The organism is Streptomyces sp. NRRL F-2664, assembly GCF_000719345.1.
In the GTDB taxonomy this organism is placed as follows: domain Bacteria; phylum Actinomycetota; class Actinomycetes; order Streptomycetales; family Streptomycetaceae; genus Streptomyces.
This window is the reverse complement of the sequence record NZ_JOFX01000001.1, coordinates 427,703-441,077: the sequence shown is the minus strand read 5'-3', so window position 1 is coordinate 441,077 and position 13,375 is coordinate 427,703. Positions and strand designations below refer to the sequence as shown.

General features: G+C 73.1%; 11 protein-coding genes. 5 read left to right on the top strand and 6 right to left on the bottom strand.

Annotation, left to right across the window (positions count from 1 at the left end; translation table 11 throughout):
• Positions 1 to 51: 51 nt before the first annotated feature.
• The 3 genes from IF89_RS0102035 to IF89_RS0102025 all read left to right on the top strand — a co-directional run bounded on the left by IF89_RS0102035 (position 52) and on the right by IF89_RS0102025 (position 2,749).
• Positions 52 to 732 (top strand): hypothetical protein, encoded by a 681-nt coding sequence (locus tag IF89_RS0102035; protein ID WP_030760090.1) that lies wholly within the window; start codon positions 52 to 54, stop codon positions 730 to 732.
• Positions 733 to 894: 162 nt separating this feature from the next.
• Positions 895 to 1,875, top strand: a complete 981-nt coding sequence (locus tag IF89_RS0102030; protein WP_051806706.1) for an endonuclease/exonuclease/phosphatase family protein — start codon at positions 895 to 897, stop codon at positions 1,873 to 1,875.
• 130 nt (positions 1,876 to 2,005) lie between these two features.
• Positions 2,006 to 2,749 (top strand): class I SAM-dependent DNA methyltransferase, encoded by a 744-nt coding sequence (locus IF89_RS0102025; RefSeq protein WP_030760084.1) that lies wholly within the window; start codon positions 2,006 to 2,008, stop codon positions 2,747 to 2,749.
• 30 nt (positions 2,750 to 2,779) lie between these two features.
• On the opposite strand, the gene IF89_RS0102020 is transcribed toward IF89_RS0102025, so the two are convergent.
• From IF89_RS0102020 to IF89_RS0101995, 6 genes are all read right to left on the bottom strand, one after another.
• Complete coding sequence (locus tag IF89_RS0102020) at positions 2,780 to 3,520, bottom strand: SOS response-associated peptidase (RefSeq protein ID WP_030760081.1); 741 nt, start codon at positions 3,518 to 3,520, stop codon at positions 2,780 to 2,782.
• A 54-nt stretch (positions 3,521 to 3,574) separates the two neighbouring features.
• Complete coding sequence (locus IF89_RS0102015; RefSeq protein WP_043192666.1) at positions 3,575 to 5,512, bottom strand: helix-turn-helix domain-containing protein; 1,938 nt, start codon at positions 5,510 to 5,512, stop codon at positions 3,575 to 3,577.
• 212 nt (positions 5,513 to 5,724) lie between these two features.
• Positions 5,725 to 7,116: an MFS transporter gene (locus IF89_RS0102010; protein ID WP_051806726.1), complete on the bottom strand. Its 1,392-nt coding sequence runs from the start codon at positions 7,114 to 7,116 to the stop codon at positions 5,725 to 5,727.
• A 186-nt stretch (positions 7,117 to 7,302) separates the two neighbouring features.
• The gene (locus IF89_RS0102005) at positions 7,303 to 8,430 is read right to left on the bottom strand and encodes an amidinotransferase (protein WP_030760072.1); all 1,128 of its coding nucleotides are present in this window, start codon (positions 8,428 to 8,430) and stop codon (positions 7,303 to 7,305) included.
• Positions 8,431 to 8,628: 198 nt separating this feature from the next.
• A complete protein-coding gene (locus tag IF89_RS0102000; protein ID WP_030760070.1) occupies positions 8,629 to 9,273 on the bottom strand; it encodes a maleylpyruvate isomerase N-terminal domain-containing protein in 645 nt (214 codons plus the stop codon).
• A gap of 349 nt (positions 9,274 to 9,622) precedes the next feature.
• Positions 9,623 to 10,159 carry a DUF4396 domain-containing protein gene (locus IF89_RS0101995; RefSeq protein ID WP_030760067.1) on the bottom strand — a complete coding sequence of 179 codons (537 nt, stop codon included), beginning with the start codon at positions 10,157 to 10,159 and terminating at the stop codon, positions 9,623 to 9,625.
• Positions 10,160 to 10,814: 655 nt separating this feature from the next.
• Here IF89_RS0101995 and IF89_RS0101990 point away from each other — a divergent pair.
• Together IF89_RS0101990 and IF89_RS0101985 are read left to right on the top strand one after the other, a co-directional pair.
• Positions 10,815 to 12,431 carry a right-handed parallel beta-helix repeat-containing protein gene (locus tag IF89_RS0101990; RefSeq protein ID WP_051806705.1) on the top strand — a complete coding sequence of 539 codons (1,617 nt, stop codon included), beginning with the start codon at positions 10,815 to 10,817 and terminating at the stop codon, positions 12,429 to 12,431.
• Between the two features lie 129 nt (positions 12,432 to 12,560).
• Positions 12,561 to 13,208, top strand: a complete 648-nt coding sequence (locus tag IF89_RS0101985) for a TetR family transcriptional regulator (RefSeq protein WP_078628033.1) — start codon at positions 12,561 to 12,563, stop codon at positions 13,206 to 13,208.
• Positions 13,209 to 13,375: the final 167 nt, after the last annotated feature.

Sequence of the window (13,375 nt, the reverse complement as noted above, 5' to 3'; positions counted from 1 at the left end):
CCGTGCGGCCGTCCGCCGGTTTCCCCTCATCCCGACCGGAGCACCCCGACGATGCGCATACGAATCGCCCTCTCGGCCACCCTGACCGCATTCGGTCTCATGTTCCTGCTGCCCGCCGCCGCCCACGCCCATGGGGACACCCTCAAGGTCGTGGTGACCGGCCAGCGCGCGGGCCACGTCACCACCGACATCACCTGGGAGAACGACGGGGACGCCGTCGACGAGACGGTCGCCGCCACCGTGAACGCGGTCAGCGTCGACGGCTCCCGCACGATGGGCCCCTGGCGCCTGGTCCGCGACCCGGCGGCGGCGCCCGCCGGCTGGACCACGGTCGAAACCCTGCCGCCCGGCTCGTGGAAGGTCAGCGTCGAGGTGGGCTTCCCCGCACTGGGCAAGGGCGAGCTCGAAGTCGGCGTACCCGTCGTCGACCCGGCTCCGGCCACAGGAGGGACCACCGGCGCGGGCACCACCGCCACGGGGACGAACGACTCCGCCACCGGTGGTACGCCCGCCGTCTCGGCCCCGACGCCCGCCCCCGCCTCCGCCTCCGGTTCGGGTTCCGCCGCCTCGTCCCCCACTCCCGCCCCCTCCGGGACCCAGGCCGGTGCCGGTGCCGAGGGCGACACCGTCTGGTGGACCACGGCAGGTGTGGCCGCGACCGCACTGGCCGGAGCGGGCGTCGGCCTGCTGCTGCGCCGCCGCCGGATGCGCGGCGCCTGCAGGCCGTCGTAGCCGGCCCTGCCCCGGGGGCGCCTGCCGGTTGCGTGCCGGGTTCTCGCCCGCCGACAGGCCGGACTCCGCGGCGGGCGGGAACCCGGGCGGCCGATCCGGCGTCGTAGCGGGCGACGCCGTCCTCAGGCAGGTGGGACGCACGGGGGAAGGGGCAGGGGCGGCATGGGCGGGGTTCGTGTCAGGCGGTCGGCCCGCGAAGGGGCCGCCACGGCGGGGCGCGGACGCGTTCTCGCCGTCCTCGCTCTGCTGACCGCCGCCGTGCTGGCGTTCCACTCCGCGGTCCCCGACGCCCCGGGCCGCCTCGGCAGCCTGCTGGAGGCGTTCCTGCCGTGGCTCGGCCTGGCGGTCCCGCCGCTCCTCGCGGGGGCGCTCGTACGCCGATCCCGCGTCGCACTGGTGGCCGTGCTGGTGCCGGCGCTCGTATGGCTGGGCCGGTTCGGAAGCCTGCTGCTCCCCGCTGCGGACGGTCCCCACCACCTCACGGTGGTCCAGCACAACGTGAGTGACGAGAACCGGGACCCGGCGGGTACCGCGGCCGCGCTGGCCGCGGCCGGGCCTCAGCTCATCGCCCTCCAGGAGCTGACCCCGTCCGCGCTGCCGGCCTACGCGCAGGTCCTGGCCGCGCGGTACCCGCACCACGCGGTCGAGGGGACGGTCGGCCTGTGGTCGGCGTACCCCCTGACCGGCGTGCGGCGCCTGGACATCAGGCCGGCGGGGATCGCGGAGGGCTGGAACCGGGGCCTGCGCGCCGGCGTGAGCACGCCGCAGGGCGAGGTCGCCGTGTACGTCGCCCACCTGCCCTCGGTCCGGGTCCGGCCGTCCGGCTTCGCCGCGCACCTGCGCGACGAGAGCGCGGGGATGCTGGGCGCGGCCGTCGCCGCCGAGCCGGTGGAGCGGGTGGTCCTGCTCGGCGACCTCAACGGCACCGTGGACGACCGCGGACTGGGTCCCCTCACCTCGCAACTTCAGGCGCCCCGGCGGGGATTCGCCCTCAGCTGGCCCGCCGCTCTCCCGGTGTCCCGGATCGACCAGGTCCTGGCACGCTCCGCGGCCGTCGCCGAGATCCGCGCGCTCCCCGCGACGGGGAGCGACCACCTCCCGGTCCTCGCCCGCCTCACCCTGAACGGGCCGACCGCCCCGTAGGGCGTCCTAGGGCGTCCCCTTCGGAGGGTCGGGGTCACGGTACTTCAGTGTCGGTCTTCGCCGCCCTGCGCGCCCCGGAGACCGTAAACCCGTCGACAGCGCCCCTTGGCACCCGGCACAGTTGCCACCCGTGACGAGCAGTGAACTGTGGACCCGCGCGACCGCCGACCGCTACGACGCCGAGGAAGCCGAAGCGTCCTCCGCCGCCGTTCTCGGCCCGACCCTCGCCTTCCTCGCCGAGCTGGCCGGAGACGGCCGGGCGCTGGAGTTCGCCATCGGAACCGGACGAGTGGGAGTGCCGCTCCGGGAGCGCGGCGTGCCGGTGGCGGGCATCGAACTGTCCGAGCACATGGCGGCCGTGCTGCGGCGCAAGGTCGACGAGCGCACCCTTCCGGTAGCCATCGGGGACATGGCCTCGACCGTCGTTCCCGGCGGTTTCACCCTGGTCTACCTCGTCTACAACACCATCACGAACCTGCTCACGCAGGACGAGCAGGTGGAATGCTTCCGCAACGCCGCACGGCATCTGGAGCCCGGCGGCCGCTTCGTCATCGAGCTGGGTGTGCCGCCACTGCGGCTCCTGCCGCCCGGTCAGGTCGCGGTGCCGTTCGACGTCTCCCGCCATCATCTCGGCTTCGACACCTTCGACCTGGTCGAGCAGGTGCTCGTCTCGCACCACTTCACCCGCGACGGCGACGACGACGGCCGCTACCGCCGCGAAAACTCCCGGCACCGGTACGCCTGGCCGGCGGAGCTCGACCTGATGGCGCGGATCGCCGGGCTCCAGCTGGAACGTCGCGTTGCGGACTGGGACGGCTCTGCGTTCACCCAGGACTCCACGAAGCATGTCTCCGTGTGGCGCAAGCCGGCTTGAGGCCGGCCACCGGGCCGCGTGAACAGCGGCTCAGGGGGCTGTCGGGGCGTCGAGCAGCTCGGGCCCGTTGTTGCGCACGTTGTTGACCGCGGTCGATACGGGGCGGACGTCCAGCCGGCCGCCGGCGGGGGCGGCCAGCAGGGCCCGGAGTTCGTCGGCGTCCTGGTGGGACGGGTCGAGCCAGGCCTCGTAGTCGGCCGGGGCCAGCGCGAGCGGCATGCGGGGGTGGACGCGGCCGGCCGCGTCGGTCGCCTCGGTGGTGATGATCGTGCAGGTCGCCCACCACGCCGCCGGGTCGTCGCCGTCGGTGATGCCCGGGTCGCGCCAGAACTCGTACAGCCCGGCCATGGCCATCACGGCGCCGTCCTCGGGGCGGATGAAGTACGGCTGCTTGTACGCCTTCGCGCCGGCGGAGGCGGGGACGGCCTGCCATTCGTAGAACCCGTCCGCCGGCAGCAGGCAGCGCCGCTTGGCGAAGGCGCGCCGGAAGGCGGGCTTCTCGTGCACCGTCTCCACCCGCGCATTGATCATCCTGGCACCGCCGGACGGGCTCTTCGACCACGACGGCACCAGCCCCCACCGCAGGGGCCGCAGCGTGCGCTCCAGTTCCCCCCTCTCCCGGTCGGCGCGCTCCAGTACCGCCCAGACCGCGTCGGTGGGGGCGACGTTCCAACTGGGCCCCGGCGCGTCCCCCGGGTCGGGGGGTGGCGTGGCCCGGAACAGGCCGGAGAGGTCTTCGGGTCCACGGGTGGAGACGTAACGGCCGCACATGCCTTCCACCCTGCCACCTGCCGCGGCCCCGCGGCGGCTGCGCCGCGGAGCGGGTCACGCGGGTGGAGCGGCAGGCGGGCCCGCACCGTCCGCCCGCTGCACGCGCAGGACGCGCAGGGCGAGGTGGAGTTCCAGGGCCCGGTCGGGGCGGGGCCAGTCGTGGCCGAGCAGCCGGCCGATGCGCTCCAGCCGCTGCACCACCGTGTTGACGTGGACGTGGAGGGCCTCGGCGGCCCTGGACCGGCTCGCGCCCTCGTCGAAGTAGGTCCGCAGGGTGTGGACCAGTTCGGTGCCGCGCTGCGCGTCGTAGTCGAGGAGGGGGCCCAGGGTGCGGCGTACGTAGCCGCCGAGGTCCGTGTGGTCGCCGAGCAGCACGCCGAGGAACCCGAGGTCGCCCAGGGCCGCGCCGGAGCCCTCCCGGCCCAGGGCGTGCAGGGCGGTGCGGCAGCGGAGGGCTTCGGCGTGGGCTTCGGGGTACCGCCCGGCGTCGGTGACCGGCCCGGCGGCGCCGACCGTGACGGGCCCGGCGAGGGCCTGGCCGAGCTCGCCGGCGAGGACCGCGGCGCCGGGGCCGGGCCCCGGGGCGGCCCCGGGGCCGGGGTGCTGCTCGGCGGGGAGGACGAGGACCACGTCGTCGTGGTGCGCGCCCGCCAGTCCCTGGCGGGCCTGGGCGATCCGGGCGGCCGCGGCCAGCAGGCGCTGTCGGGGTGCGGTGGCGGAGTGCAGGACGAAGACGGCGTGCGGGCGGTCGAGGTGCACCCCGACCCGACGGCCGCGCACCGGCAGGTGGGCGGGGTCCGCGGCACCGGCGAGGAGGTCGCCGAGGAGTTCACCGCGTACCCGGTCCTCGGTCTCGGCGACCGAGCGGCGCTGGAGCAGCAGGAGGGCGGTGACGACGGCGGCGCGCTCGAAGAGCCGGCGGTCGGCGTCACCGAGGTCGGGGCGGCCCGTCAGGGCGATGCTGCCGAGCAGTTCGGGGCCGGCGAGGACGGCGCACACCCAGGTGCCGTCGGCCGGCACGGCGCGTCCGCCGGCCCGGGACGCGGCGACGGCGCCGGCCGGGGGCCGGCCGGAATCGGTGCCCGCGCGGGCGAGTTCGGTGCCGTCCGCGTCGTGGATCACGGTGCCGCCCTGCAGGACGGCACCGATGGCGGTGGCGACGCCGGTGATGTCGGCGCCGCGCAGCACCAGGTCGGTCAGCCGGTCGTGGGCGTCCTCGGCGCGACGCATGGCGTCGCTGTGCGCCTCGATGGTCCGCGAGGCCTCGTTGAGGTCGACGAGTGCGCTGCGCGTCTCGTCGAGCAGGCGGGCGCTGTCGATGGCGATGGCGGCGTGGTCGGCGAGGGAGGACAGCAGCGCGACCTCGTCGGGGGTGAAGGCGCGGGCGGTGCGGTCCGCCGCGTAGAGGACGCCGATCACCCGGGTGCCCAGGCGCAGCGGTACACCGAGGATCGCCCGCAGCCCCTCTTCCGCGACGGCGCCGTCGATCATCGTCGTGTGCCGGAAGCGCCGGTCGTCGCGGTAGTCGCCGGTGGAGTACGGCCGGGCGGTCTCCGCGACGAGACCGCCGAGGCCCTCCCCCATGCCCAGACGGACCTGCTGGAACGCCGCGGAGACCGAGCCGTCGGTCACCCGCATGTAGGTGTCGCCCGCGTCGTCGTCGTTGAGCGACAGGTACGTCACGTCCGTGCCGAGCAGCAGCTTGGCGCGGCGGACGATGGCTTTGAGCACCGCGTCCAGGTCGCGGAGCCGGGCCAGGTCCCCGGCGGTGTCGAAGAGTGCGGCGAGTTCGGCCTCGCGGCGCCGGTGCTGGCCGAGCGTGCGTCGGATGCGGAGCGCGACCCGGGTGGCCTCGGCGACGACGGCCGCGTCGGTCTCGTGGAGGTGCTGGGGGTGCCGGCCGGGGGCGTGAGCGGCGGCGACGGACGGCGGGGCGAACTGCTCGGCCGGCGCGCCCCGGTCGAGCAGGTCCAGCAGGTGGCGCAGGTGCATCAGCGCGCTCCGGGTCACCGCGCCGGCGTCGTCGGGGCCGTCGGTGCCGGGGCTGTGGCCCGTGCCGGGGCCGGGGCCGGTGCCGACGGGGTGGGTGGGGCGGCTGCCGGCTGCGTTTGCTGGGGTGGGCATCGGACCGCTCTCCGTCGTGGTGGTGGACCTGACGCGCCGGGGGCCGGTGGGACGGGTCCGGCCGGCGCGTCCGGTCCGGTTCAGTTGTCGGCCGCCACCGGTTCCTGCCCGCTCGTCCGCGATGCGGGAACGGTGGCGGCTGCCGGGGCGTGGTCGCGGGCCAGGCTACGCCCGCGGGTCTCCCTCGCGACCAGGACCGTCAGCGTGGTGACCGCTGCCGCCGCCCCCAGGTAGACCGACACGGGCACGGAGGAGTCGTAGTGCTTGAGCAGGGCCACGGCGACGATCGGGGCGAGCGCCCCACCGATGATGGAGGCCAGCTGGGAGCCCATGGAGGCTCCGGAGTAGCGGACTTCGGTGGCGAACATCTCGGAGATGAAGGCGGCCTGCGGTCCGTACATCGCTCCGTGCAGGAGCAGTCCGACGGTCACGGCGGCGACGATGACCGGGAAGGACCGGGAGTCCAGCAGCGCGAAGAACGCGAAGGCCCAGCCGATCATGCCCACCGAGCCGATGAGGGTGACGGGTCGGCGCCCGATGCGGTCGGAGAGCGCTCCCCAGGCGGGGATGGCGGCGAAATGCACGGCGGAGCCGATCAGGACGGCGTTGAGGCCGTCGCTCTTGGGCAGGCCGAGGTGGCTGGTGACGTAGACGAGGAGGAAGGCGGTGATGACGTAGTAGGAGATGTTCTCGCCGAGGCGGGTGCCGATCGCGGTGAGGACGCCGCGCCAGTTCGTACGGAACACCTCTGTCACCGGCGGCTTCGCCTCGACCCCGGCGGCGGCCTGCTGTGCGGCCCTGGCCTGCGCCTGGAGGAAGACCGGGGACTCGGAGACGGACATGCGGATCCAGAGGCCGATCATGACCAGCACGCCGGAGAGCAGGAAGGGAATGCGCCAGCCCCAGGCCAGGAAGGCCTCGTCGGACTGCACGGCGGCGAGGAGGGCGAGCACGCCGGTGGCCAGCAGGTTGCCGCCGGGCGCCCCTGCCTGGGGCCAGGAGGCCCAGAAACCGCGGTGTTCGTCGTCGCCGTGCTCGGAGACGAGCAGGACGGCGCCGCCCCACTCGCCGCCGAGCGCGAAGCCCTGGACGAGGCGCAGGAGGGTGAGGAGGACGGGCGCGGCGACACCGATGCTCGCGTGGGTGGGCAGCAGGCCCATGGCGAAGGTGGCACCGCCCATGAGGAGCAGGCTGAGGACGAGGAGCCGCTTGCGGCCGATCTTGTCGCCGTAGTGGCCGAAGACGAGGCCGCCAAGGGGGCGGGCGGCGAAGCCGATCGCATAGGTGAGGAAGGCGAGGAGGGTGCCGACCAGCGGCTCGCTGTCGGGGAAGAACAGCTCGTTGAAGACGAGCGCGGCAGCCGATCCGTAGAGGAAGAAGTCGTACCACTCGATGGTGGTCCCGATCAGGCTGGCTGCGACGATTCTCCTGATGCTGCGGGGGCGGGCAGGCGGTGTGGCAGAGGCGGCCATGGACACCACTTCCGGACTGGGGGCGGGGACGTTTCCGTGTCGCCACACCATAGGAACGCCGGGATCAGCGGCACATGTGGCCCGTCGCCATACTTCGCGGCACCCGCGTGTGGGCGCAGGCCATCCCGCCGCCCGGCGACCGGCGGGATGCCGGGCCCGCGAGCCCGGCAAGTGCCAAAGACCGCCCTAGTCGCAGTACGACTCCAGGGTGCCGCGCCGCCGGATGTCGAGGGTGGCGCAGTGGAAGGAGCCGCCGAAGGGGGCGTAGTGCAGCAGGTCGCAGGGGACGGGCTCGAAGCCCCAGCCTTCGAGCGCGCGGAGCATGCCGGTGTGGTGCCGGTCGGCGATCACCCGGCCCCCGCCGACCGCGAGGACGTTCATGTTCAGCCACTTCCCGCACATCGAGGTGACGTTGAGCAGCGGCCCTCTGATGGGGTCGGGTTCGGGGGCGGTCAGCACGTCCCAGGAGCGGAGCGCCTCGGGGAGGTCGTCCACGTCCACGTACTCGGGGTTGACCAGCACCTTGCCGGGCGCGAGCGGCAGGAGGGTGGTGTCGATGTGCATCGGCGTGCGGCAGCGGCTGCGGACCTCGTGGATGCGGTAGCCGGGCCCCAGGTGGCGGCGCAACCACTCGATGCCGAGGGCGTTGGTGACGTTGCTGCGGATCACGAACAGGTCGCGGCCCGCGCGGACGAAGTCGGCGGCATCGAATACCGGTTCGAACTCCGTGAGGATGTAGCGCATCGGCTCCCCCGGCGCCGGGATGCGGTACTCGGGGTCGAACAGCTCGTCGGTGAGCTGGGGTCGGGGCGCCGCCGTCCAGCGGCCGCCGCGCCGGAAGTAGTCCTTGAGGATCGGCCGGTAGGAGTGCGTCTCGAAGTACCGGCAGGGCCAGGCCATGGGAGTCTCGATGATCTCGTCGCCGATCACCAGCATGCTGTCCCGGGGGCAGCTGCAGCAGAAGCCGCGGGAGGACCAGTCCGGGGTGCCGAACCGTTTGCGGTGCACCACGGGATCGGGCCGCCGGACCGTCACGCCCAGCGATTCCAGCAGGGCCACGAAGCCGTCCAGCTCCTCCTGCGCAGGCCCGATCAGCGCCTTCGGGAACCGTGCGCCCGCGGCGAGCCCCTGCAGGCGGGCCGCCCACGGCGGGATGTTGCAGGCCACGACGGGGTGGCTGGACGGGATGGTGGCGCCGTCCAGGCTGCCGACGATGATCTCCTCCAGCGGGTCCCATTCGTTGTGCGAACCGACGGGACATGCGAGAGCTTCCGCGGTGGCGCCGGTACCGACCGGCGCAATGGTGGTGTCCATGGACCTGCCCAGGCGCTCGGGCGGCCCCGGCCCGTCCGGGACCGACTGCTCGTCTCTACGGTGCCCCGGACCGCCCCGCCCCGCACCCCGCAGCCGCCCCCGAGGGCCCTCGACGGGGCCGTCCGAGTCGGCTTCCGACCATGCGCCCCCGACCCGCGCCGGCCGCTGCACGGGGAGAAGCGAGAGCCACTGGTGCTGTCAGCCGAACAGGGGGAAGGAGACGGCGTCCGGACCCAGGGCCCGTTTCTCGGCGTCCGTGAGGGGCAGGCGACCGGTGGCGGCGCGTGCGTAGTGCTCGTCGCTCCAGTCGAGGGGGAGCGGGCGGCCCAGCAGCCCGTCCAGGGTGGCACGTACGCAGGCCAGGCCGGGCGATGAGGCCCGCGGAGCCTGTGGGAGCGGGGCGACGAGGTCGAAGTGGTGGACGGTCGCCTCGACGGCGAGGGTGCGCATCAGGTCGCCGGCGGTCAGGGTGTGGCCCTGGGTCGAGACGAGGAGGCCGGGATCCGTCGCGGCGGCGGCGTTCAGGGTGGCTGCCGCGGTCTCCAGGTACAGCCCGCGCAGGTGGTGAAAGTGCGGGAACATGCCGGCGCCGACCCGTGCCAGGCGTCGGTCGTCGGCCGCACCTTCTGTACCGGGACGCCAGTCGCTCCAATAGGTGACGGCGTCCCGGTCCGCGGGCCCGGTAGCCGGGGTGTGCAGGGCCACGAGGCCGCGTTGGCAATCCGTGAGGCAGTGGAAGAGCAGGTCCCGAACGGTCCAGCCCGTGCAGGCGGTGGGCTGCCAGGAGTCCTCGTCCTCCAGCGGGGCCACGACGGCCGCCAGGGCCCGGTAGGACGCGTCCAAGGCGCGGAACGCTCCCGCCGGGACGGCTTGCGGGGACGGGTCCGGACTCGGAGTCGGCTCGGCTTCGATCACCCTGCGCGGATGCCCGCCGCCCCAGACCGCATGCACACCTCCGCCAGTACCGGCCGAAGCCGCTGGCGGACCGCCCCGACCGGCCCGTGCATCCGGCAGCGGGTGAACACCCTCACGACGGGGCGACGCGTCCGACGTCCCCGACGATCCGAGCGGGTGCGGGACGCTCGCGACGGGGCGCACGTGGTCCGCGGACCGTGCCGGCGTGGCGCGCCAGGACGTCCGGGGCGCCCCGGGCGAGAGGGGTGCCCCGGACGGCGGGCGGTGTGCGGCGGGGTCAGTGGTAGGCGTGGACCACCGCGTGGCCCTTGCCGCGGCCGATCATCCACTTGTTGACCGGTGTGGTGATCAGGAAGGCGACGCCGAAGCCGCCCAGCAGGGCGCCCCAGAAGAGTCCGTCGGTCAGGTGGGCGTCCATCGCCCCGGGGGTCAGGGCAATGATGCCGTTGTCGACCAGCTCCATCACCGCGATCGAGACGGTGTCGGCAGCCAGGGCCACCTTGACCGCGCTCTTGAAGTCCAGGCCGGCCCGGCGGACGGCGAAGAGCGTGAAGGAGTAGCCGAAGACGAACGCCAGCGCGATCGCCAGGATCATCGTCTCGACATTGCCCCACAGCAGCGCGGTGCCGATGACCATGCCGAGGATTTCGCCGATGGCGCATCCGGTCAAGCAGTGCAGCGTCGCCTTGGCCGCCGTACCCCACGAGGCGCCCCGGTGAGGGACGTGCCCGTGATCGGCGTGGACGCCGTGGTCGTGGTCGGCGTGAGCGGTGTGCCCGTGGGCGGAGCCGGTGTGGTGTGCGCTGTGGTCCATGACCCTCATCCCCAATCCCGAATTCCAGTGTGCGGGCCTCCCTCCTCGACCGCACACCACGACCATATACCCCCTGGGGGTATATGGTCCAGAGCGGGTGGGGGTCGGCTCCCGCCGAGAGCGTTCATCCGTCCACGATCAGGCGGCGGCGCGTGCGGGGTGCGGGTCATCAGCAGGTGGCGGGTCGCGCCGACGAGCGCGAGCGCGATGGTGGCGGCATCGCCGTCGGCGGAGATACGGCCGGCAAGCTGTTCCGCCTGGAGGTAGCCGGTGCCGGTGCCGGTACCGGCGTGCTGGATCGCATCGAGCGCCGGCGAGCCGGACCGGAAGCCCTCGCGGGCGTGCGACGCGGCCGCCGGTCGGGGCAGCGCCTCCGCGGCGTCGCCGGACAGCGCGATTGCATGACGCGACGTCAGAACGTTTACACGGAGTCGGGGGTTGCTTTCAATTTTCGAGTCTGGAACTGTCGCTCGCGTAACTCACCCCCCTCACAGCGGACTTCGGAGCGCAATGCCCCCGGGCTGCACTGCCCGGCGCCTTGCTCCGGCGTGGCGATACGGCCCCATGCCTCCTTTTTGCGTGCTCTCTGCTCGCGGCTACGGCCCGCGGAGGGCACCAGCCGCTTCGCAAGGACAAACTGGGAGACCAGGCAACAGTGAAACGCACGAGCACCCTCGCCCTCACCTCAGCACTGCTCACTTCATCCGTCCCACTCGGCCTCGCCACGGTGGGAGCCGGTGAGGCGCACGCCGCGGCCCGCACGTACTTCGTCAGACCCACCGGCAGCGACAGCAATGCGGGCACGTCCGCCCGAACTCCCTTCCGGACCCTGCAAAAGGCTGCGGACAGCGTCGGGCCGGGTGACACCGTCTCGATCATGAACGGCACGTACTCCGAGCGTTCGGAGGGGTCCAACGTGCTGACCGTCAAGCGCTCCGGCCTCCCCGGAGCCCCCATCACCTTCACCGCCCATCCCGGCCACCGTCCGGTGATCCACCCGGTGAAGGCGTGGAACGGCATCAGCGTGCACGGCGCCTCCTACATCTCCATCAAGAACCTGGAGGTCAAGGGCAACAACGGAGCCCTCACTCTGGCCGGAGCCGAACGGGAATCGAAGAAGGGCGACCCCACCTACAACACCAACTGCATCTCCGTGGAGCAGGACCGGTCCACGGGTGCGCTGTCGCACCACATCGAGGTGACCGGCAACAAGGTGCACGGGTGCGCCGGCGGCGGCATATCGGCCATCGACTCCGACCACGTGACCATCTCCGACAACCACGTGTTCGGGACCTCCTGGTACGCGGTGTACGCAACCAGCGGCATCTCCGTCCTGACCCCGCGCGACGTGGGTGGCGGCGACGCCGGGACGTACAAGATCCGCATCACCGGCAACCGCGTCCACGACAACGAGACCAAGATCAAATGGGAGAGGTGCGGCTGCTACTCCGACGGCAACGGCATCATCATCGACACCCTGAAGGGCGATGCCGAGCACCCTGCCTACAAGGGACGCGTACTGGTCGCCAACAACCTCTCCTACGACAACGGCGGCTCCGGCATCCACTCCTACAAGAGCCAGCACGTCGACATCGTCCACAACACGGCCTACGCGAACGGGCGCAGCACCCGCATGGAGAGCTACGCCAACATCTTCGCGCATGACAGCACCGACGTGCGGTTGCTCAACAACATCGCGTACGGCCGGCCGGGCCAAGCGACGAACAGCACGTCGCGGAACGTGGATGTGGTCTACGACCACAATCTCTACTTCGGCGGCAAGGCCCCCGAGGTCCAGGGCCCGAACGATGTCATCGCCGATCCGAAGTTCGCCAAGGCGGGCACCGGGGTGGACGCGGATTTCCGGCTGAGCGCGGGCTCCCCCGCCGCCGGGTCGGGAACGCCGTTCGCCGCCGTCACCACCGACTTCACAGGAGCCCGCCGGGCCGGTGGCGCGCCCGACCGGGGCGCCTACGCCTTCGGCGCGAAGAGCAGCGGCGTCCCGGGGAGTGCCTCCGACGCCTCCTCCCCCGGCCGACAGGGGGACGCCCCCGTCGGGAGCGGCCAGTCCGGCGGCAGTGACGCTGCCGCCTCACCGGGCGGGCAGGCCGGCGCCGGCACCGATGGCGTCTCCGGGCCGAAGCCGCACAGTGGCAGCGGTCCGCTCGCAGAGACAGGCGGCTCCCACCCGGCTCTCCCGCTCGGTATCGCTGCGGTGGTCCTCGCCCTCGGCGGCGGCCTCCTCTTCGCGGCACGGCGCAAGCGCTCCTGATCCCTCGGACCACTTGGGGCGCCAAGACGTGGTGCCGACCCCGCCCCCTCTCAAGGGTCGGCATCACCGCGCGCCCGCCGGACCCGCACTGACGAGCCCGGTTCACCGACGGGCTTCGGCCCCTGCCGGATGAGGCCAACCATGGAGGCTGCAAGGCCCCGGATCGAGGCGGCGACACCCCCAGGCGGGTCGCAACCCGACCCGCCGCGCGTTGCCTGGCGCAAGCACATGAGGCAGTGCGTCCTGGACGCCGCTCGCGACCTCACGTGCGAAGCCGGCTGGGACCGGGTCAGCCTGTTGGCCGTCGCTGCCCGCGCCGGGGTTTCGCGCCCGTCGGTGTACAAGGAGTTCGGCAACCGCGCCGGCCTGGGCCGTGCGCTGGTGGTGCGTGAAACCCGGCAGTTTCTGGCGGGTGTGGCCGACGCCCTCTATCCCGGCGTGCCCGATACCCATGCCTGCCTCCGGGTGGCCATCCTGTACGTACTCCAGGAGGCCGACCATCAGCCCCTCATCAGGGCCGTCATCACGGCCGCCCGACAGGGGTCCGACAGCCTTCTGCCCTACCTCACCGCCCGCGCGGACCCGATCTTCGATGCCGGTCACACCCTCGTCCGGGGCTGGCTGGCCACGCGGTACCCGGAACAGGACGCAGATGCTCTGCAGATGGCCGCGGACGTCATCGTCCGCATGACCATCAGCCACCTCATCCTGCCGGCCGACGAACAGCACCTCACCGCAGAAAGACTGGCGACCGCAGCCCTGAAACTACTGCAGTAGGTCGACATGGGCCGATGGGGGCGCCCATCGGCAGGACCCGACCGTCCAGGGCGGGCCACGGCCGTCGCGGACGCGCCTTCCCGGCAGACGAGCAGGCGGCCCGGCCCGGGCGGTCTGCGGTGTCCCAGCCCGAAGCCGGTCTGCGGCGTTCCGACGCGGCGGAGCTG